The organism is Pseudomonas sp. R45(2017) (genome assembly GCF_002112305.1).
GTDB lineage: Bacteria > Pseudomonadota > Gammaproteobacteria > Pseudomonadales > Pseudomonadaceae > Aquipseudomonas > Aquipseudomonas paraglycinae.
This window is the reverse complement of sequence record NZ_NEHH01000002.1, coordinates 98499-121205: the sequence shown is the minus strand read 5'-3', so window position 1 is coordinate 121205 and position 22707 is coordinate 98499. Positions and strand designations below refer to the sequence as shown.

11 protein-coding genes are annotated in these 22707 nt (G+C 59.4%); 5 read left to right on the top strand and 6 right to left on the bottom strand.

The window, feature by feature from the left end:
- Positions 1-16: 16 nt before the first annotated feature.
- Positions 17-2311, bottom strand: coding sequence for a fatty acid cis/trans isomerase (locus CAF74_RS04875; RefSeq protein ID WP_085745492.1), 2295 nt, complete (start codon positions 2309-2311; stop codon positions 17-19).
- Between the two features lie 158 nt (positions 2312-2469).
- Between CAF74_RS04875 and metH the strand changes: the two genes are divergently transcribed.
- On the top strand, positions 2470-6180 hold the full coding sequence (metH, locus tag CAF74_RS04870) for a methionine synthase (protein ID WP_085745491.1): 3711 nt from the start codon (positions 2470-2472) through the stop codon (positions 6178-6180).
- A 64-nt stretch (positions 6181-6244) separates the two neighbouring features.
- Here the strand turns inward: metH and CAF74_RS04865 are convergent, their stop codons facing one another.
- On the bottom strand, positions 6245-11500 hold the full coding sequence (locus CAF74_RS04865) for a dermonecrotic toxin domain-containing protein (protein ID WP_085745490.1): 5256 nt from the start codon (positions 11498-11500) through the stop codon (positions 6245-6247).
- Between the two features lie 177 nt (positions 11501-11677).
- On the opposite strand from CAF74_RS04865, the gene CAF74_RS04860 reads away from it, so the two are divergent.
- On the top strand, positions 11678-11896 hold the full coding sequence (locus CAF74_RS04860) for a DUF2970 domain-containing protein (RefSeq protein ID WP_007959515.1): 219 nt from the start codon (positions 11678-11680) through the stop codon (positions 11894-11896).
- 4 nt (positions 11897-11900) lie between these two features.
- On the opposite strand, the gene CAF74_RS04855 is transcribed toward CAF74_RS04860, so the two are convergent.
- Positions 11901-12974 carry an ABC transporter substrate-binding protein gene (locus CAF74_RS04855; protein ID WP_085745489.1) on the bottom strand — a complete coding sequence of 358 codons (1074 nt, stop codon included), beginning with the start codon at positions 12972-12974 and terminating at the stop codon, positions 11901-11903.
- 525 nt (positions 12975-13499) lie between these two features.
- Here CAF74_RS04855 and CAF74_RS04850 point away from each other — a divergent pair.
- A complete protein-coding gene (locus CAF74_RS04850; RefSeq protein ID WP_085745488.1) occupies positions 13500-15158 on the top strand; it encodes a nitrite/sulfite reductase in 1659 nt (552 codons plus the stop codon).
- On the top strand, positions 15142-15636 hold the full coding sequence (locus tag CAF74_RS04845; RefSeq protein ID WP_007959510.1) for a DUF934 domain-containing protein: 495 nt from the start codon (positions 15142-15144) through the stop codon (positions 15634-15636). The genes CAF74_RS04850 and CAF74_RS04845 overlap by 17 nt, the downstream gene beginning before the upstream one ends.
- 47 nt (positions 15637-15683) lie before the next feature.
- Here CAF74_RS04845 and CAF74_RS04840 read toward each other — a convergent pair whose 3' ends face one another.
- The 3 genes from CAF74_RS04840 to sohB form a co-directional block, all read right to left on the bottom strand.
- A complete protein-coding gene (locus CAF74_RS04840) occupies positions 15684-18359 on the bottom strand; it encodes an NEL-type E3 ubiquitin ligase domain-containing protein (RefSeq protein ID WP_176240470.1) in 2676 nt (891 codons plus the stop codon).
- Positions 18360-18369: 10 nt separating this feature from the next.
- Positions 18370-20670 carry a dermonecrotic toxin domain-containing protein gene (locus CAF74_RS04835; RefSeq protein WP_139832884.1) on the bottom strand — a complete coding sequence of 767 codons (2301 nt, stop codon included), beginning with the start codon at positions 20668-20670 and terminating at the stop codon, positions 18370-18372.
- Between the two features lie 85 nt (positions 20671-20755).
- Positions 20756-21778 carry a protease SohB gene (gene sohB, locus CAF74_RS04830; RefSeq protein WP_085745485.1) on the bottom strand — a complete coding sequence of 341 codons (1023 nt, stop codon included), beginning with the start codon at positions 21776-21778 and terminating at the stop codon, positions 20756-20758.
- A gap of 207 nt (positions 21779-21985) precedes the next feature.
- Between sohB and CAF74_RS04825 the strand changes: the two genes are divergently transcribed.
- On the top strand, positions 21986-22696 hold the full coding sequence (locus CAF74_RS04825; RefSeq protein WP_085745484.1) for a histidine phosphatase family protein: 711 nt from the start codon (positions 21986-21988) through the stop codon (positions 22694-22696).
- Positions 22697-22707: the final 11 nt, after the last annotated feature.

Below are 22707 nucleotides of genomic sequence, written 5' to 3'. Positions count from 1 at the left end.
GCCATCGCTCAAACGATCAAAGATTCTCGTACCGGTTCATGTCCAGCACGCCCTCTTCCACCGGATCGGTTTCGTGGATGTACTGGCTCAGGTCATGGAAATAGAACCAGAACTGCGGATGGCTGCGGCGGATGCCCCAACGTTCGACGATTTTCTCGAACTGCGCCGCGTCCCTTGCACCTTCCATGGCATCGACAAACGCCGGCACCTGATCCGCCGGGATGTTGAACATGAAATTCGGGTAGCTGCTGAGCACGCCCGGATAAATCGTCAGCGTGTCCAGCCCTGGCTGATAACGCAGGGATTCACCGAGCAGGAACGCCACGTTGCTGTGGGCGCGGTTGCGCAGCAGGCTGTAGACCTCGCGTTTGCCGCTGCGGGTTTCGACCCGCAGCATCGTCGCTTCCGGCAATTGATCGATCACTTTCAGGCCCGCTGCCGGACGCGAGGTCAGGCGACTCAGCGCCTGCTCGGCGTTCTGCAGGGCCGGGTCGATGTTCGGGCGCGAGCAATAGGCATCTTCGCAGCGGTTGATCGGATCCGGACGCGCGTTGAGATCGCCGTAACGCGCCAGCAATTGCATGGCGAAATCGCGTTTCGGGTCTTTCTCGTCGAGTTTCAACGCAGTCGGCTTGTCGTCGTCGATGGCTTCGTAATCGAGCCACATCTTGAACTGGCCGCTGCTCTGGTACCAATCGTCGAGGTAACTCTCGCGGGAATCGGCAGGCATCAGGCGCAGGAAGTTCTGTTCTGCGCCGTTGCGGATCAGGTCGAAATACAGGCGCGTTTGCGCCTGATGGGAGACATTGCCGAACACATCGAAATTCACCGCCAGCTGGTAATAAGTGCGCTCCAGCAGCGGATAGTCGAACAGCCACATGGTCTGCGGCACTTCGCCGATCAAGCCTTTGGTCACCGAAGCGCTGTCGAAGTGGCGGAAGATGCTGAGCAAGGCGTTGTCGTTGCCGGCCCACAGGGTCGACCAGCTCGGCGCCGGCAGGTCGGCGTAGCTGTCACGGCGCAGGGCTTCGTATTTGTTTCGCTTGTTGCGGTAGTTGTGCCACAGGCTCAGGACACTGCCGACGTCGTCGTTCTGCCCCGGCATCGCCAGCAACGGCGTGGCCTGGCCCCGATAGTTCGGGTCGGTGATGTACAGATCATGTTCCGGCGCCTGAAACAGCGCCCAGAAGTTGTCGCGGATCACGTCGGTCGCGATCTGTCCACGGCACACCGGGCCGCGAATGAAGGTGCGCACGAAGTATTCGGCGTTATCGAGCATGAACTGATAACGCGCCTGCGCCGGGATCGCCTCGAAGGTCGCGAACGGGTTGGCCCGGCTCTGCGGCCCGTAGCCCGGCAAGGCATTGACCTGCCAGTTGCCGTTGTAGAACAGGCTTTTGACCCGCGCCATCTTCGCCGCGCTCAGCGGATAGGTGATGTGGGTCTTGTGCACGATCACGCCCTGCACCGGCCACAGGCGGTAATACACCTGGGTGCCCGGATCGTCGTTCGGGCGACGCGTGGCGATCAGATCGATCGGCTGGCCGGTCGGTGTGCGCGAACGCACCCACTGGAAGTAATGCCCCGGCTCGCCGTCCTTGAAATAGATGTGCGCCAGGAACCAGTGCTCGTACAGCCAGCGCCCGACCAGACTTTCCCGAGCGCCGGGCTGGTTGAGCAGGTTTTCCCACTGGACGATCTGCATCGCTTCCTTGGTGCTCGGCGCCAGACCTTGCTCGTCGATAGGGGCGCCGGACGCCAGCCAGCGTTGCAGCGTCTGGTATTGCTGATCGGTCAGGCCGGTCACCGCCAGCGGCATGCCCTCTTTCGGGTGGGCGCCGGCATAGCCGTCGAATTCGGCGGGCATCGCGCACAGGTTCTCGCGGTTGAGGCCCAGCACGATGTCTTCCGGCAGTTTGGCGTTGGGTGTCAGCGGCGTTTTGTGTCCCAACTCCAGCATGCGTGCCATCAGAGCGGCCTGACTGCCTTGGGCGTCGAGTACCGAATAAAAGTCTTTCTGCTGCCAGGCGCGTTTGCCGAAGGCGTCATAGAACAACCGGGTGGTCGGCGCCGCCTGGGTGCGTTCGCCATCGTAGACCGGCATCTTGCTCGCGCCACGGGCCGCGCCTTCGCCGCTGCCCAGGTTCAACTGACAGGCAGAGTCGTAGCACGCATGGCAGGCCACGCACTTCTCGGTGAAGATCGGCTGGATGTCTCGGGTGTAGGAGATAGAAGAAGAAATAGCGGGACTCTGCGCCGCCGCGCCAAAGCTTAAAAACAGCAATGCAATGCTGATGACGCGGTACGACATATCCCTGATCCTGATCCTGAAGAAAAACGCCGCGATTCTACCGTTATGACGCCCGTACCAACATGAGCGATATTCATGCAAAAGCGCCACATGCTCTAAATCGGCACAGGTTTGTTATGATCCCGCTCCTTCGTCATGGTCTTTTTCGAGTAGTCCCAATGTCCGATCGCAGCGTCCGTCTTCAAGCTCTCAAGCAAGCTCTCAAAGAGCGCATCCTGATTCTCGACGGCGGCATGGGCACGATGATCCAGAGCTACAAGCTCGAAGAGCAGGATTATCGCGGCAAACGCTTCGCCGACTGGCCGAGCGACGTCAAGGGCAACAACGACCTGTTGGTCATCACCCGACCTGATGTTATCGGCGGCATCGAAAAAGCCTACCTGGATGCCGGTGCCGACATCCTCGAGACCAACACCTTCAACGCCACCCGGATTTCCATGGCCGACTACGGCATGGAAGAACTGGCCTACGAACTCAACGTAGAAGGCGCACGACTGGCGCGCAAGGTCGCCGACGCCAAGACCGCCGAGAACCCGGCCAAGCCGCGCTTCGTCGCCGGCGTGCTCGGTCCCACCAGCCGCACCTGCTCGCTGTCGCCGGACGTCAACAATCCGGGCTATCGCAACGTCACCTTCGATGAGCTGGTGGAAAACTACACCGAGGCCACCAAAGGCCTGATCGAGGGCGGCGCCGACCTGATCCTGATCGAAACCATCTTCGACACCCTCAACGCCAAAGCCGCGATCTTCGCCGTGCAAGGCGTGTTCGAAGAACTGGGCTTCGAGTTGCCGATCATGATCTCCGGCACCATCACCGACGCCTCCGGCCGGACCCTGTCGGGCCAGACCACCGAAGCGTTCTGGAACTCCGTGGCCCACGCCAAGCCGATTTCGGTGGGCCTGAACTGCGCCCTCGGCGCCCGCGAACTGCGTCCGTACCTGGAAGAGCTGTCGGACAAGGCCAGCACCCACGTTTCGGCGCACCCGAACGCCGGCCTGCCGAACGAATTCGGCGAGTACGACGAGCTGCCGGTGGACACCGCCAAAGTCATCGAAGAATTCGCCCAGAGCGGTTTCCTCAACATTGTCGGCGGTTGCTGCGGCACCACGCCAGGCCACATCGAAGCCATCGCCAAAGCCGTCGCCGGTTATGCGCCACGGCAGATTCCGGACATTCCCAAGGCTTGCCGCCTGTCGGGTCTGGAACCGTTCACCATCGATCGCAGTTCGTTGTTCGTCAACGTCGGCGAGCGAACCAACATCACCGGCTCCGCGAAATTCGCCCGCCTGATCCGTGAAGACAACTACACCGAAGCCCTGGAAGTCGCCCTGCAACAGGTCGAGGCCGGCGCCCAGGTGATCGACATCAACATGGACGAGGGGATGCTCGATTCGAAGAAGGCCATGGTGACCTTCCTCAATCTGATTGCCGGCGAGCCGGACATCTCCCGCGTACCGATCATGATCGACTCCTCGAAGTGGGAAGTGATCGAAGCCGGCCTCAAGTGCATTCAGGGCAAGGGCATCGTCAACTCGATCAGCATGAAAGAAGGCGTCGAGCAGTTCATCCACCACGCCAAACTGTGCAAGCGCTACGGCGCCGCCGTGGTGGTGATGGCGTTCGACGAAGTCGGCCAGGCCGATACCGAAGCGCGCAAGAAAGAAATCTGCAAACGCTCCTACGACATTCTGGTCAACGAAGTCGGCTTCCCGCCGGAAGACATCATCTTCGACCCGAACATCTTCGCCGTAGCCACCGGCATCGAAGAACACAACAACTACGCTGTTGACTTCATCAACGCCTGTGCCTACATCCGCGACGAGCTGCCGTACGCCCTGAGCTCCGGCGGCGTGTCCAACGTGTCGTTCTCGTTCCGCGGCAACAACCCGGTGCGCGAGGCGATTCACTCGGTGTTCCTGCTGTACGCGATCCGCGCCGGCCTGACCATGGGCATCGTCAACGCCGGTCAGCTGGAGATCTACGACCAGATCCCGCAGGAACTGCGCGACGCCGTTGAAGACGTGATCCTCAACCGCACGCCGGAAGGCACCGACGCCCTCCTCGGCATCGCCGACAAGTACAAGGGCGACGGCAGCGTCAAGGAAGCCGAGACCGAAGAATGGCGCAGCTGGGACGTCAACAAACGTCTGGAGCATGCGCTGGTCAAGGGCATCACCACCCACATCGTCGAAGACACCGAAGAATCCCGTCAGTCGTTCGCCCGCCCGATCGAAGTGATCGAAGGCCCGCTGATGTCCGGCATGAACATCGTCGGCGACCTGTTCGGGGCCGGCAAAATGTTCCTGCCACAGGTGGTGAAATCCGCCCGTGTGATGAAACAGGCCGTGGCCCACTTGATCCCGTTCATCGAACTGGAAAAAGGCGACAAGCCGGAAGCCAAGGGCAAGATCCTGATGGCCACCGTGAAAGGCGACGTGCACGACATCGGCAAGAACATCGTCGGCGTGGTGCTGGGTTGCAACGGCTATGACATCGTCGACCTCGGCGTGATGGTCCCGGCCGAGAAAATCCTGCAGGTGGCCAAGGAGCAGAAGTGCGACATCATCGGTCTGTCCGGCCTGATCACCCCGTCGCTGGATGAAATGGTCCACGTGGCCCGCGAGATGCAGCGCCAGGACTTCCACCTGCCGCTGATGATCGGCGGCGCGACCACCTCCAAAGCGCACACGGCGGTGAAGATCGAGCCGAAGTACAGCAATGACGCGGTGGTCTACGTGACCGACGCCTCCCGCGCCGTGGGCGTGGCGACACAGCTGCTGTCCAAGGAACTGAAAGCCGGTTTCGTCCAGAAGACTCGCGAAGAGTACATCGACGTCCGCGAACGCACCGCCAACCGCAGCGCCCGTACCGAACGCCTGAGCTACGCCGCTTCGATCGCAAAAAAACCCCAGTTCGACTGGGCCTCTTACACTCCGGTCAAACCGACCTTCACCGGCACCCGCGTGCTGGACAACATCGACCTCAACGTACTGGCCGAATACATCGACTGGACGCCGTTCTTCATCTCCTGGGATCTGGCCGGCAAGTTCCCGCGCATCCTTGAAGACGAAGTGGTCGGTGAAGCGGCAACCTCGCTGTACAAGGACGCCCGCGAGATGCTGACCAAGCTGATCGATGAGAAGCTGATCAGCGCCCGTGCGGTGTTCGGCTTCTGGCCGGCCAATCAGGTGCATGACGACGATATCGAGCTGTACGGCGATGACGGCAAGCCAATGGCGCGCCTGCATCACCTGCGTCAGCAGATCATCAAGACCGACGGCAAACCGAACTTCTCGCTGGCCGACTTCGTCGCGCCGAAGGACAGCGAAGTGACCGACTACGTCGGTGGTTTCATCACCACCGCTGGCATCGGTGCCGAAGAAGTGGCCAAGGCTTATCAGGACGCTGGCGACGATTACAACTCGATCATGGTCAAGGCTCTTGCAGACCGTCTCGCCGAGGCGTGCGCCGAGTGGTTGCACCAGCAGGTGCGTAAAGAGCACTGGGGTTACGCCAAGGATGAAGCTCTCGACAACGAGGCGCTGATCAAAGAGCAGTACTCCGGCATCCGCCCTGCTCCCGGCTACCCGGCGTGCCCGGATCACACCGAGAAGGCCACGCTGTTCGCCCTGCTCGACCCTGAGGCCCAGGAAATGCGCGCCGGTCGCAGCGGCGTGTTCCTCACCGAGCACTACGCGATGTTCCCGGCGGCAGCGGTCAGCGGCTGGTACTTCGCCCATCCGCAGGCGCAGTATTTTGCCGTGGGCAAAATCGACAAGGATCAGGTGCAGAGCTACACCTCGCGCAAAGGCCAGGAACTGAGCCTGACCGAACGCTGGCTGGCGCCGAACCTCGGCTACGACAACTGATTGACGCAATAGAGCCCCTGTCTCGGATGCACTGAGACAGGGGCTCGACTCCGTGACGCTCAGGTTACCTGACGTCCTCCTCTGGTTCGGACTCGCTGCCGGACCAGTCAACAAACTGATCGAATTCGGTATCGGTAAGCCAAAAATCGAGCGTCTCCCGCTTGATACCCAAAACCTGCTCACCACCCACTCTGTCGAGATGAGCCCTGAGTCGAATCAGACTGTCCGTCATCAAGGAACGCCAGTTGGGCGACATTCGCGTACCCGCCAGCAAAACGTCGTGGTTTCCGTCGAACGCCCTTGGCGGAATCTCTCTTATCGGGTTGTCTTCCAGGTTCAGCGAAAGCAGACGCTCAGCCTGCAACACACCTTCCGGCCACTCGCGCAAGTCATTGCCATTCAAATGAAGGACTTCCAGTGTTGCGCTAACAGGCCCGTTGAACTGCCTCATATGATTGAAGCTCAACTCCAGCCAGCGCAACGCCGGTAATTGCTCGGCCGTGACTCCATTGAAAACCGTCAGACGGTTGTAGTTCAGCTTCAGCCATTTGAGCCGCGGCATGGGGCCCAATGCGTCGACAAGAGCCGGGAAATCGTTGAACCGGTTACCGATGAGCCCCAGTTCTTCCAGTCGCTCCATGCCAGCAATGACCGATGGCACTGTACTCAACTCGTTGAGACCAAGATCCAGCCAGCGTACCTGGGAAAAAGCCTGAAGAAACTCTTGAACGTCTGCTCCGCTCAAACCGAGCCCCCTCAGGCTCAGCCCTTCCACGTGTGCAAACTCTGGAGACAGTCGAGGCAGTGTTCCCAATCTGGAGATATTGGCCAGATCCAGCGTTCGATCGCTACGCGCCGCCGCCCCCAGCAGCCCCTTCCTCCAGCACTCCATGATTCTGAGCGAGGCCTCCCGGCGACCCTGTGACGTCGACCAGTGCCCTCCAAAAAGTGTGTTTCCTGATCGACGCGTAAAGATCCAGCCATTGAGCTGGCGTGTCATTGACTCCAATCTCTGATTCCAGTCTTCGATCCGCGCATTGACCTGTTCGACGCTTGCGTCCTGCAATAAACCCTCGGCCACTTCCTCGGCCTTTTCTTCGGTCAGGGATGGATGCACCCTGCGCAAACGCCGGGTAAACGCCGGAACATGATCCGTGAATGGTATTGGCGCGGGTATACGCATCAACCGGCCAGCCACCAGAGTGCCGTTCTCTAGCGGCCGACTGTCCTGCTCGGGCACATTTTCGAGCATGAATTGCGCCAGCGACCCCTGCGGCAGATCCAGCGCCTGCTCGCATCGCTGCTGCGCGACCCGCAACTGCAAGCGTGCGTCATCGGTCAGTGGCGTCCCCGCCAGATTCATGTTCAGCACCCATTCATCGCGGGCTAGGGCCTGCGGTGGAATGTCGGAAACCAGCGTGTTACCCAGGTCCAGCCATCTCAAGTTGCGCAGGCTGTCAGCGCCGAGCGGCCATTCCTGAAGACGCGTCCCCTTCAAATTGAGCAATTCGAGACGCCACATCCCGGTGACATCCAGGCGACTCATGGGATTGTCGGAAAGGTCCAGCTCAAGCAGCCGTGCAGAACACTCCCGAGGGATCGGGCTGGTGACCAAGTGATTGCCACTGAGGTCGAGGAACTCAAGTTCGGGAAAATTGCGCAGGAATCCGCGCATCTGTCCGAGGGTGGCGTGGGGCGCTTGAAGTCGCATCACCGTGACATGGGAGAAGTCCGCCGAGAAACCGGGCAATGCTTCATCAGTGGCCAGATCCAGGTGGCGCAACGTCGGGTTTTCTTCGGCGAATGGCCGTTTTCGCCAGCACCTTTTGAGGCGGGTCGCGATCCGGTCTTTTTGCGCCCGGTTCGGTCCGGTATTGGCCCAATGGTCCAGGGTTTGTTCAAGCTCAAGCCATTGATGCCTCAGATCCTCCAGCAATTGAAGAATGTGCGCATCGCTTTTGCCTGTCCGAATCATCTTCAGGAGCACGCCGTTGGCCCTGGAAATGCTCAGATCCGGATAAAGGCTGAGCAATCTCACGACCAGCGAAGGATTCAGACCGGAGAGCCCGACCGCTCCTTCGCCGCTTGCGTGGTAACCCACCAGATGCTCCCTGATCCGCTGCGGTGGCTTGAACTTGAGTGTCCTGCGGCCGTGCAGCGCAAGAATCGTGGCCGTATCGCCGGCATGCTCGGTAGCGTAAGCAGTGATGGCTCGCTGAAGATCGCTTCCGTGGGCGGCCTCCGACAGGCCGATGGCCTTTCGTACGTCTTCGGGCAGCAGGCGCAAGACCGAAGCGTAAAAACCGTTTCCCGAGACCGGCAGCTCATTGAGCGCGACACCATGTTCATTGAAAGCCTGATAGACCGGCCCCTTCTTGACTACGCTGCGGCGCACAGCCGCGCTTTCGTGACCGATGGAATCGATCTGTCTGCCGTCGACACGACCGTCACGGATATCGAGCTGCATATCAGCGGACCAACCCGGCAACTTGCTCAAGGTGTGCAAGGCAAGGCGGCGAGTGTCAGCTGACATCATGTGCTCCATGTGCAGCCCGGCAAGCGCGCGAACCAGTCGACCGCGCCGTGCATACCATCGCGCCTCCTCCAGCATTGCGTCCGGCATACGCCCGGTGCTGTACAAAATCGCCATGTCGTCAGCATTGGCGTGGCGAAGAATCTCTTGCGCCGCGGCGTCGCTGAGTCCGGCGTAAGCGCGCTGCAACCTGTCAATCATGGGATCCGCGATGGCACTTTCCTGGAACAGGCTTTCGAACAGCGTCGGACGATTCGCCCGGGCGTAATCGGCCAGCAGATCCCGAAAAGCCTGAGGTCGCCATACCCGGTCACCCGCCTCCTTGTCACCGAATAACGCGGATATCTCGGACTCATCGAGGGCAGACAGGATTCTGGCGGGTAACTCACCATTGAGCACATGGCTGCGGCTCAGCCGGATCGGCGGTTTATTCGCCATCTCCGCCAATGGATGTTCCGAACCATAGCGGGTGGAAGGCCCGGTAAAGTCTGGGGTGTCATAGACCTTCAAAGTGCGCCCGACAGGCCAGCCCGGCAGTTCGATGATCAAGGGCAAGGCGTGTAAATAGCGATGATCGATGTCCAGATCGCCTGCCAATTGCTCGATGACTTGCACAACACCACGATCAGTATCGAACAGTCGCAAGGCATCCATGAGTTCCGGAGGCGGCGAAAGATTATCCATGTGCATCTTGCGTAACGCGTTGTCGCTGACCCCGCTGATCTCACCGATCGTGAGAAGTTGTTCGTCTGTATACGCTTCAGTGATGTGTCCGATGCGCCGCAACAAGGTCTGCCGACTCCATTTCAGCGGGTTCTCGAGCGTATGGCGCCACGCTCCCGCCGCGTTGTGAGTCAGGACAGGCAGGTACGCATGCGGATTGTCGGGGTGCCTGATACACCAGCGCCCCAGCGCCCGGTCATACACCTGCTCATAGGTCTTGCCCTCGATCCGAATGAAGTGTCTGCCCTGTATCTCGTAACGCCCCAGCGCATCGGGCCGGACACCTGGATCGAAGCGGACCGTGCTTTCATATCCTCCGAGATCGGACTTTCTCAATCGCGCATGGCCATCAGGACGCGTGACGGGATGCAGATCCTCGATAACCGGGGCAGCATCGACCGGCTTCAGTCGGGTCACCCCCTTCGTCACGCCCCCCATCAACGCGATCAACGCCAGATTGCTCGCAATGTCCACCAGATGCGCCGTGGCAGCATGCCGATCCCCTTCGCTCCACTCGATCACGCCCTCGATGGACTCTTCCAGAAGCTGGCAAGCCATGACCCCCATCATCACTTCGCCCAGCACGGGCACAAGCATCGAAACCGTGTTGAACACGAGCATGCCGCTGTTCAGCAACTTCGCGAACAGTGTCTTGCGAGCATTCGCATCGACATCCTCTACGGGCACGGCGTAACTGCGTGCATCTTCAAGCAGTTGCTCGCGATGACGTTCGAACAGGTAATCCCACAGGTCGATGTTGTCATCCCAGAAACGCAGCCCCTTGAACGGCATGTTGACCGGGGCGAGAAACGGATCCTGGTTGGCAACCTGTCTGATCGCGGGCGCGGGTGGCACCAGATCGACAAGTGGGTTTGGCAAAGGGCTCAGCCCGTTGATCCAGTCGTTGATCCGTGCAAGATAAGACGTGACCCTGCTGCTGAACGAGGCATCCGGTGCATTGTCAGTGAACTGACTGAAGTAGTACGCACGGTCGGCATAGGCTACGAATCTGCTGAAAAATCGTTGATATTGCGTCGGCGAGCCGTCATCGGACGACGCGCTTTCCCGGGCCGTGAATCGCCGTTTGAGGGCGGCCTCGAGTTGCCAGGTCTTGTATCGCTTCAGGGGGTGATGCGGATCATCGGGAATGTACAGAATCAGTTCTTCAGGGTCCTCGAACCTCTCACTGATTGCGAACCACAGACAACCGGTCAGGCGACGCCTCATCAGGCTCATTTCACAGAACCAGATACGCCGGCCGCCAAGCAGGGGCTGGCGCTCCCCATCGAGGATTTCCTGGATCGATGCATGATCCGCAGGCTCGATATCTCCTTGCAGCAGTGCCTGCTCGGCGGCCGCACGCAAGGCTGCTCTGCACGCCGTTGTGAATAGTTCACGCAGGGTTTGATGGGCTGGCTGATTTTCGGAATACAGATAATGCTTGAGGTATCGCTGGTACTGGCCGCCAATGTCCAGCGCGCGGCAGGCGACCATGAATTGCCGGACGGACATCGAAGTGCGCACAGCCTTGAAAGTCCCCGCCGGCAATCGGGCGAGAAATCCCGACCGCTTGTGAAACGCACCGCTCTCACATTCGGCCGCTTCGAAATTGTGCAGCGCGGCTTCCAGCAATGACATTTTCGACACCTCGAAGGTGCCGATCTCCGTGGACCATATTCCTGCATTGATCGGTTGAATCAGCTGCAAAAACGTGTCTTCGACATCCAGTTCGACATTGAAACGATCCTTGAGCATCGCGCACAGCAGGGTTTTGCCAAACGCATGGATGCCCTGCATGTCGGCCAACGCGTGGTCCAATCGTGTCTGGGCGCGAAAGCTCGCCGTAAAACTCTCGTTCAGAACATTGCGTTGTCCAGACGAGGCCTTCCGATACCAGTCCGGCAAAATGGCATTGGCGTTTCTCAACGACGCACGACGATGGGAAGCAGCCTCCGTCAGCCAGTCGGGAATGGATTGTTCGAGCATTGCTGCGTGAATGCTTTGGGTGACGTGCTGGCGTGAAGGCTTGACGCTGCTCGAATCCGGCTGAAAGGTTTCAGACATGCTCTCGTTCCTTGGAATGAAAGCATCAGAACACCATGCCAGGCGAACCGGACTGCGTTAGATAGTTATCGCGACGGGCGACGATTTGTTGCCATGGATTTCTTCTGTCGTGACCGGCTCCGCACGATTCGCAGGATTGGCTAAGCTCAAGAGGTACACTTTTCAGACGAGGGATTTATGGACGATCCAGTCGACAACAAACCACCGACCTTCTGGCAGATGCTGCACAGCGTCATGGCGGCGGCGTTCGGGGTGCAGAGCGGCAAGAACCGGGCAAGGGACTTCACCCACGGCAAGCCCAGCCATTTCATCTTTCTGGGCATCGCGTTCACGGCGGTGTTCGCCCTGACGCTGTTCGGCATTGTGCAACTGGTGGTGCATCTGGCGGGCGTCTGACGGCTTAATGCATCAGGGTCTGCAGATTGAACGGATAGCGATACGACACCGGACGGCCCTTCGCCGAGAGCTTGCGAAAGTGCACGCCGTAGTCCGGCGAGGCGCCCATGGCAAGGATTCGCCGGGCATGATCCCTGTCGATCAGTTGCAGCAACGGAATCTGCCGGTCACGGCCGCCATACTGATTCAGATCGACGCCTTGCGCATGATCATGCAGCTCGACCAATGCCCAGCCACCCAAAGTGAAATGGCCGCCGAGCAATGCGCTCAGGCGCCCGTCGACTAGCGCCTGCAACGCTTCGGGCGAAGTGTTGACCGCACTGAACAGCACGTCCTTGCCCGGCACCTTGCCGGCCTCGGACGCGGCACGCATCGCGCCGAAGGCCATTTCATCATTGGCTGCCCATACCAATGAAACGTCGGGATAGCGGACCAGCAACTGCTTCGCCTGCTCGTAAGCCCGTTGCTGGGTCCAGCCGCCATAGACCAATTGCCGCAAACGCACCTGCGGATTCTCCGCCAGGGCCCGCTGCATGCCCTTTTCGCGCAATTGCGCCGATGGCGTGATCTTGAGGCCGGAAAACGCCAGCAGATCGATGCTTTCACCGGGCGCCACGGGCGGATGCAGGCGAATCAGCTCCTTCATCATCAGGTAGCCGCCCTCCTCGTCGTTGGGCACCAGGCTGCCTATCCGATCCGCCCCCTCTGTCACCAGCGCCTGCTGGTTGGGCGTCAGACCCGAGTTGACAATAAAAAGCTTCACCCCGCTGCCATTGGCCATCCGCAGAATCTGCGGTGCCACGTACTGTTCGTTGACGAAAACCAGATAATCCGGGCGCTCAGGCCCCTGCAGGGCCAGTCGCGCCTGCGCCAGGGTCAATTCCGGCTGGCGCTGGGCGTAGAGAATGCGCAGGTCGATGCCCAAGTCCCGGGCGGCAGCCTGCATGAATTGCGAGTAGCTGACCCAGAACGCTTCCTGCGTCGAGCCGGGATTCAGGAACAGCACCGACTCTGCACGCGCGCAGGTACCGAAAACCGCGCCGAACAGCAGCAGGCTGAGTTGGAAAAGCTTGAACATGAATCATCCGGGCCCAAGGAAAAATGGCCGCGCATTATAGCCATTGATCACCTGGCCTTTGGCGCTTGATCCCGCCTTTTGTCCGACAATCGTCGCAAGCGGGGCCCGGACGAGTCGTTTTACTGATGGCTGACCCAGAACACCGCCGTTCCAACGACCAGAATGATCAGGAACAGAATGGCCCATGCATCGACACTGCTATCGCTTTTCCTTGCCTTGGTTGGGTTGCTCATTGCATCGCCTCTTGTCGGTTTTATCGGTGATTGCAGAAAGACTCGACCACAGTTAAGACGATGATTGTCCGCACGACAAATGTGGGTTAGGTGAAAGGAATTCTCGTTAGGCGTTTTGGTTCTTTCCATATACTCAAACATCACTTTTGCGCATAACTGCAAACGGGTATATTGCCCCGGCTCCGTCAGGGAGTGCGCGGCCGTGCGCGCAGAATTGCAGAGGAACCATCGGACTCCAGCAAGCGAAAACGCAGCGTTTTCCGAGTGGCCAAAGCCTGAGAACAGGACTTATATGTACGTATACGACGAGTACGATCAGCGGATCATCGAGGACCGCGTCAAGCAGTTCCGTGATCAGACCCGACGCTATCTGGCAGGTGAGCTGAGCGAAGAAGAATTCCGCCCCCTGCGCCTGCAAAATGGCCTGTACATCCAGCGTTTCGCGCCGATGTTGCGCGTGGCGGTGCCTTACGGCCAGCTGACTTCGCGTCAGACTCGCATGATGGCAAAAATCGCCCGCGACTATGACAAGGGCTACGCCCACATCAGCACGCGGCAGAACGTGCAGTTCAACTGGCCGGCGGTCGAAGACATCCCGGACATCCTCGCGGAACTGGCCACCGTGCAGATGCACGCCATCCAGACCAGCGGCAACTGCCTGCGCAACGTCACTACTGACCAGTTCGCCGGTGTTGCGTTCGATGAGCTAATTGACCCGCGTCCTTGGTGCGAAATCGTTCGTCAGTGGACGACCTTCCACCCGGAATTCGCTTACTTGCCGCGTAAGTTCAAGATCGCCGTCAACGGTTCGACCTCCGACCGTGCGGCCATCGAAGTTCACGACATCGGCCTTGAGCCGGTCCATAACGCTGCTGGCGAACTCGGTTTCCGCGTGCTGGTCGGCGGTGGTCTGGGTCGTACTCCGGTGGTTGGTGCGTTCATCAACGAATTCCTGCCATGGCAGGACCTGTTGAGCTACCTCGACGCGATCCTGCGGGTCTACAACCGCTACGGCCGTCGTGACAACAAATACAAGGCGCGGATCAAGATCCTCGTCAAAGCGCTGACTCCAGAAGTCTTCGCCCAGAAAGTCGATGCCGAGATGGAACACCTGCGCGGCGGCCAGACCACCCTGACCGAAGCCGAAGTTCATCGCGTCGCCAAACACTTCGTCGACCCGGACTACAAGGCGCTGAGCAATCAAGACGCCGAACTGGCCGCCCTCGACAAAGAACATCCGGGCTTCGCCCGCTGGCGCACCCGCAACACCCTGGCGCACAAGAAGCCGGGTTATGTGGCCGTGACCCTGTCCTTGAAGCCGACCGGCGTTGCACCGGGCGACATCACCGACAAGCAGCTCGACGCCGTCGCCGATCTGGCGGACCGCTACAGCTTCGGTCAACTGCGCACCTCCCACGAGCAGAACATCATTCTGGCCGACGTCGAGCAGAGCCAGCTGTTCACCCTGTGGGGCGAACTGCGTGAAGGTGGCTTCGCCACGCCGAACATCGGCCTGCTGACCGACATCATCTGCTGCCCTGGCGGTGATTTCTGCTCCCTGGCCAACGCCAAGTCGATCCCGATCGCCGAATCGATCCAGCGCCGTTTCGACGACCTGGACTACCTGTTCGACATCGGTGAACTGGACCTGAACATCTCCGGCTGCATGAACGCCTGCGGTCACCACCACGTCGGCCACATCGGCATTCTAGGAGTGGACAAGAAAGGTGAAGAGTTCTACCAGGTCTCGCTCGGTGGCAGCGCCAGCCGTGACGCCAGCCTGGGCAAGATCCTCGGCCCGTCTTTCGCTCAGGAAGACATGCCGGACGTGATCTCCAAACTGATCGACGTGTACGTGGAACAACGCACCGAAGACGAGCGTTTCATCGACACCTACCAGCGTATTGGCATCGACCTCTTCAAGGAACGCGTCTATGCAGCGAATCATTAAGAACAACGAGGTCGTCGACGAAACCTGGCACCTGCTGCCCAAGGATTTCAACATCGACGAAATCAGCAACTGCGACGACCTGATCGTCCCGCTGCAGCTGTGGCGTGAACACGCCCGCATGCTCAAGGCCCGCGACGGCGGTCTGGGTGTGTGGCTGGACGCCGACGAAGAAGCCGAAGAAATCGGTGACGACGTGAACGAGTTCCAGGTGATTGCCCTGAACTTCCCGGCGTTCACCGATGGCCGCAACTACTCCAACGCCCGCCTGCTGCGGGACCGCTACGGTTTCAAAGGTGAACTGCGGGCGATTGGCGACGTACTGCGCGACCAGCTGTTCTACATGCGCCGTTGCGGTTTCGATGCCTTCGCCCTGCGCGCGGACAAAGACCCGTACGATGCCCTTGAAAGCCTCAAGGACTTCTCGGTGACCTATCAGGCCGCCACTGACGAACCGCTGCCGCTGTTCCGTCGCCGCTGATCGTACGTCTACCTCGAGCCCGCATTGGCGGGCTCGAGGTCGCTGCTTTATCCCTCTCTCGTTCCCAGTCTGCCGGGCCCCGGCGTGACCGGCAACGTCAAACCCGGATGCCTCGCCAGCGCCGCATTGGTCAGCTGTTTGCGCAGTTCCAGGCTTTCATTCCTGAAGTTGTCGAAGATCGTCGTCATTTGCTGACTGGCTGCTTCACGGGACAGCCCGACCTGCGCTTCCAGGCGCGCGAACGCGTGAGCACTGCGATCCAGAACGCTGGTAAACGCATCCTGGCGTGTCGCCAGCAAATACTCGGCCCAGAACTCCTGCCTGCTGACTGACTCCGAGAGTTGCGCCGTCTGCTCGGCCCTGACGACCTCCAGATAGGCGTGATCGATCTGCGCGTCCGTCACCTCGGCATCCAGTGGCACATTCAGCTCTGTGGGTTGTGCCGGCAACGCCAGGCGCTGCGCCAGTCGCACCCGATAAATCAGGCTGATATCCAGTGCCTGGCGTTGAGTGAAATTTCCTGCGCGGGATCGGCGCGCGATATCGAGCAACGCCTGTTTTTCTACCTGCTGCAACCGAAACAGCCCGCGCAACAGACGAACCAGATCGCCTTCGAGTGTCTGGGTACCGGTGCGGGCCGCCGCCGCTGCCCGATAACACAGAACCCTGACCTCCAGATCGCTGAACAGTCCCGCAACATTGGGCGCACTGACCCAGCCTGTGCGGGCCATGCGAAACAGCGCGCGACGCAACGAATCATCCTCACAGGCCGCTTCCAGCACATTCCATACCCGCTGCCCGAGCTGTTCGCGGGTTCTGGAGTAATCGGCCGTTTCACGCAGTTGCATGAGCACTTCAAAAAAATCCCGGGAATCCGGGTCAGCCGACAGTGACGACAACACTTGCTTGGCCCGACCGATCTCCACCGTCGGCAAGCCGTTTACCCATCCCGCCCCTTCCCGGTCACCGGCCAGTCGTGCGGTGCTGGTGTACTCGGTGGTGATGACGCCCAGACTTATGCCTTGTGACTGTTGGTACGCAGCGATGGCTTGCAGGCTCTCGGTCGACAGCGGATTGCCATCGATCGTAGTGCCGCGATTCAGTACAGCGCGGGAGGTGAAGACGGACGTCGGGATCTCGACAATCCTGTTGTTGCGCAGATCCAGAGATTCCAGATGCGCAAGCGCATCGGTATTTCCGGGCCATTCGGTGATGCCGGTGTTTCGCAGGCTCAAGTGGCGCAATTTACGCATTGCACTGACGTCCGGAGTACGCCCCAGGAGGGGGTTGAAGCCCAAATCCAGTGTGCGCAGGTGATGCTTGCCGGCCAGCTCTACAATCGTCTGCTGAGTAAGCCGGATACGGTTGTTGCTCAGATCCAGACCTGTCAGCCCCGGCATGTCCCCGATCGCGACAGGGATGCGTGTCAGTCCGTTACCTGACAGGTTCAGCACCCTGAGTCCGGGAAAATTGCGCAGAAACGTATTCAGACCTGCACTGGCGCCCACGCCGCTCATTTCCAGCGCGGTGATGTGGGAAAAATCGCCGATAAGAACCGGCATCTGCCCTAACGGCACCGCATCGAGCGTCAGGCTGTAGGTCGGATGCCCCGAGTGCGCCGTGTGACGGGTTTCCTTGCGCCACGCGCGCAAAATGGCTTGCATTGCCCGCGCCTTGCTATGGGCGGGGACCTTGAGCCTCGGACCTTCCTCACCCTGATAATACGTATCGCGGTGGGTCCAGCGCTCCAGGGTTTCCACCATCGTCCTGTATTGCTCGCGCAACCGTTCAAGCGACCTGATAGCCAATACTTCGTCGGCGCCCAGAGAGGTCACAAAACGTTTGATCTGTGCGGTTGATTGAGTCGGATACAACTCCTGCGCCCGACGCACGAGCGCGGGCGAAACGCCCTGAGAAGGGCTTGAAGGTGCCGATTGCTCGACGGTGACCTGTTCGATCCGCTGATCTGCCAGCCCCATCGGGGAGCGGTAACTCGAGTGTGCCGGTGCAATTTCCAGCACCTTGGCGAAGGCTTCGCGCCGCTGCAGCGCCAATGCGGTGATTTTCTCCCGCAAGCCCGTGCCGTCGATGTCCGTTTCAACGCCGATGGCCTTGCGACTGTGGGCCGGAAGGCTTTCCCACAGTGCCTGGAAAAAATTCGCACGGTCGCGTGACGGATGACTGGAGACGCTATTGCTGCGCGCATCCTGGACCTGATAACGCTCGGCATAGGCTTCGACAAGCACTTTGTGTGGGGCATCGCTCGGGCCAACGACGGCCCGCTGATCGGCATACAAACCCCAGTCCAGAATTTCGACAAATACATCGCCCGGCCAGCCCGGCAAATGGCTCAAGGTGTCGAGTACCAGCATGTCGGCATCGCGCCCACTGGCGGCGTCCAGATATAACCCCTCGTACGCGCGATTCAATCGCTGGACCTGCTGATAGCGCCTGGCTTCCTCGGCCAGACGTAACGGTACGGTGCCGGATTCAAGCTGCGCCCACTCACGCGCATCGGCATGTTGCACCAGTTCGTCGGCGACACTGGCTGAAAGCCCCGGGAATGCCTTGATGATCGGCTCGCCTCTGGAAAGCTCACAGACGTCGCTTCGCCGGAACAACCGGTCCATCATCGCCATGCGCATCCGCGGCGCCAGCCCGGCAATATGTTTGCCCAATAACGCTATCTGATTTTTCGACTCCACAGTGGCCGAGCCCAGCAAGTGTGAACGCTCACTGTCGCTGAGTGCTGCCAACAGGGGTATAAAACTGGCCGTTGCGCAGCGCGCCCTCTGTGAGGTTGACCTGGCGGACAGCCTCGTCTGCGCCATAGCGTGTCACTTCATTACCAAAGATGTCTTTCACAATGACTGCCATGTCCTGTGGCCAGCGACCTGCTCCTGTCAGCAAATACAGTTGCAGATCGGCATCCGCCAGCGGCGCAGATGCGGGCGTATCAATTTGCGTCATGAACTGGCTGACGTCGGAGTCGGCACGAAAGCGTCTCACCGAGTCCGTGAGCATCGCCATAGGCTTGCCGCGTTCAACGAACAGTTTGCGCATGGCTGCCTGGCCGATCCCGCTTACTGCAATGGCTTGCAAGGCACGGGGGTCTGAAATCTTTTCTTCACGAAAACCCAGGCGACGGAACAAGGTCAACGAACTCCACTCGTGAGGCAATTCGGAGTCATGACGCCAGGCGCCAGCTCCATTGGTCTCAAGCAATGGTGAATAACGCCCGGGCAAGTGCGGATCATGGACCTCCCACAAACCGGTGCCGGTAACCGGACGCACCGCGTACGCATTGGCACCCAGCGGCAAATAGCGGTTGTCTGCGCGCCATACCAGCCCTTGCGCATCCGCAGCAAAACTGCGCGGCAAAGACTCGCGCTGGCGGTAAGCCGTCATGTCCGGATTCCACAGGCGATAAGACATTGGCCCAACTGGTACCCGCCGTAGTCCCTGCATGAAACTTGACGAGCGCACGACGGTGTAAGCCTTACCCACCGCGACACCGCCGGCAGCGAAACCCGCCATGAGGATCAGATTCTCAAGCGTGTCGAACAGGCAATCGGTGGCATGTTCCTGATCACCGTGGGCCCAACTGTCGATGCCCTCGTAGATCCGACCGAGCAACTGTATTCCGGCGACGGCACAAATGACCTCGCCGAGAACCGGCACGAAGGACACAAAGAACAACAGCGTATTCAGCCCGATGGCTTTATAGGACTCTTGCCTGGCAAGGCGGGTTTTCTCATCTTCATCATCCGTCGGCACTACCAGCAGGCGAGTATCGGCCCGAACCTGCGCCGCGCGGTGCTGGAAGATCGCGAGAAACAGGTTGTGTCTTGCGTCACCCTGGAGATCGAGCCCTGTCAGCGGAAGGAAGGTCGTGGAAACGGGAAACTGGTTCGGTCGCGCTTTCAACAAACGTACATCGAGTCCGTTAAGGAAAACCGAGCGATCCTTCATCGGGATGAAGCGCGTGAAAAAACTGCGAAACTGCGAGCCGCGTAAACGCCCGCTCAACTCGACCTCGAACTTCTGGAAACTGGGATACTCTTTGAGAGGATGATCGGGATCACCAGGCATATAGATCACACAACGGTAATCGCCATCCGCATGTTCGCTGACCGGGCCGATGAACATCGGCCCTCTGAGCTGCACCTCAAGCATTTCAAGGCTTTGATAACCCAGGGTGTTGTTGCCCAGTGTGATTGAAGAATCCGAGTTCTTGACCGACTCAAGCATGCGGTACACATCCAGACTGATATGGCCACGCATGTAAGCGATATGCCGCTCGACATCAAACTGGTCTCTGGAACAGGCAACAGACGATTCCTGCAAACTGGCGACTTGGCTATCAGTGCCGAAGAAATCCCCCACGTGCTGTTGATATTGCTTACCGAGATCCAGATAACGACAAAGTCTGGCAAACTCGTGAGGTTGTATCGACAACACCTTATTGTTTCGCCCGGTTATCCGCTGCGGGATATACAGCAATGAACTCTCGTGATAGGTGCTGGCCAGAGTTTCCGACAATTCGAAATTTTCACAGGCAGCGGTCAGCAAATCACGATTGATCGGCAGCACCAGTTTCCTGCGCAATCCCAACAGGCTGGACTTTGAGCGTACATGTTGAAAAATCGCCCCTTCGACCTCGAAAGGTTCGCCCAGTTTCTCAGCCATGGCTTTGGCCAGCAGTGGCGTACAAAAACTCTGCGGGGATTTCAGTGCGCGCAATTGCTCAAGTGCGGCATGACGGGATTTGAAACTGGCCTTGAAACTTTCATAGAGATCGTTTCGAACGGTTTCTGAAGATTTAAGCAACCAGTCAGGAATCTGTTTTTCATACAATTCAAAAAAGACACCCTGTTGAGCGGGCGTCATGACTGGCAAGATCAATTTACTCTTTTCAACATCCATGTTTAGCAACTTTATTTCTGAAAGGGGCATCCAGAATAAAGTTTCAGACTCTTTCAATACAGCGTGATTAGTTGATGAATCAACCTGTAAAACAACAACAATACGCAACTATAAAATATCTATGTACCGCACTTTCTTCCGCTGAAAATGCAGCACGCCCGCGAGTTTGATTGCTCACGAGCGTGTGAGGTGTTTACCAGAAGCGTTGCTGAGTCAGCCGGCTGCACCAGCTCAGCAACACGCGATCCACCGAACCGCTGGCCGCCATGCCGATGCGCTCCTGCAGGCTCTTACGCTCGGCGTAGTGCAGGTGATAGACCTCGGACTGTTTGGCACGCTCGGCCAGGTATTCGTCGCTGGTCTTGAGTTCGTCGACCAGTTTATTTTCCAGTGCCGCGATGCCCAGCCAGACTTCGCCGGTGGCGACCTCGTCGATCGCCAGTTGCGGGCGATAACGGGCGACGAAGTTCTTGAACAGCTGGTGGGTGATGTCCAGGTCTTCCTGGAATTTCTCCCGGCCCTTCTCGGTGTTTTCGCCGAATACAGTGAGGGTGCGTTTGTATTCGCCGGCGGTCAGCACTTCGAAATCGATGTCATGCTTTTTCAGCAGGCGGTTGACGTTGGGCAACTGCGCCACCACGCCGATGGAGCCGAGGATGGCGAACGGCGCACTGATGATCTTCTCGCCGATGCACGCCATCATGTAGCCGCCGCTGGCCGCGACCTTGTCGATGCACACGGTCAACGGCACGCCGGCTTCACGGACGCGCGCCAGTTGCGACGAGGCCAAGCCGTAGCTGTGCACCATGCCGCCGCCGCTTTCCAGACGCAGGACCACTTCGTCCTTCGGCGTGGCCAGGGTCAGCAGCGCGGTGATCTCGTGGCGCAGGCTTTCGGTGGCCGAAGCCTTGATGTCGCCGTCGAAGTCCAGCACGAACACACGCGGTTTGGCGTCGGGTTTCTTCTTCTGTTTCTTCTCGGATTTGGCCTGGCCCTTGCGCAAGGCCTTGAGCTGATCCTTGTCGAGCAGGGTCTGCTCCAGCCGCTCACGCAGGCCCTTATAGAAATCGTTGAGCTTGCTGACCTGCAACTGGCCCGCGGATTTGCGCCGGCCCTTGCTGCGCAACGCAGCAAAACTCGCCAGCACCACCAGAATGGCGATGACCAGCGTCACGGTCTTGGCCAGGAAACTGGCGTATTCAGTGAAAAACTCCACAGTGACTCCTTCAAACGATGCGCGGTCATGAAACACACGCGGGAATTGGCTCCAGCATACCCATGCACCAGCCGGTCGGCCAGCCGTGAAACCTCTGGCAACAAGGCTGGAACGGGCATTTCAAACAAGCGTATGTTTTTTCATTGACAGCTCACCGTCATCCCCATAACCTCGCCACAACCTTCAACGTACCGGGATGACGCGGACGTGGGCAGCATCTACTTGATTCGACATGGCCAGGCCTCCTTCGGTGCAGACGACTATGACGTCCTGTCGCCGACCGGTGTACGCCAGGCGGAAATCCTCGGCCGCCATCTCGCCGAACTCGGAATCAGCTTCGACCGCTGCCTGTCGGGCGACCTGCGCCGCCAGCAACACACGGCCAACAGCGCGCTGGAACAGTTCGCCGCCGCCGGCCTGCCGGTTCCGGCACTGGAAATCGATTCGGCCTTCAACGAATTCGACGCCGACGCCGTGATCCGCGCCCTGCTCCCGGCCATGCTGCCGGAAGAGCCCGAAGCACTGGAAATCCTGCGCAACGCCGCGCAAAACCGTGGCGAATTCCAGCGCATCTTCGCCCTGATCATCGAGCGCTGGCTCGCCGGCACCTACGACACACCGGGGCTGGAAAGCTGGCTGGGTTTCGTCGAACGGGTACAGGCCGGGCTGCAGCGGATTCTCGAACAGGCTGACAACACCCAGAAAATCGCGGTGTTCACCTCCGGTGGCACCATCACCGCCCTGCTCCACCTCATTACTCAAATGCCTGCCCGGCAGGCCTTTGAACTGAACTGGCAAATCGTCAACACCTCGCTCAACCAGCTGAAGTTCCGCGGGCGCGAGGTGGCTCTGGCTTCCTTCAACAGTCATGCACATTTGCAACTGCTGAAGGCCCCGGAACTCATCACGTTTCGCTGAGTCCGGATTAC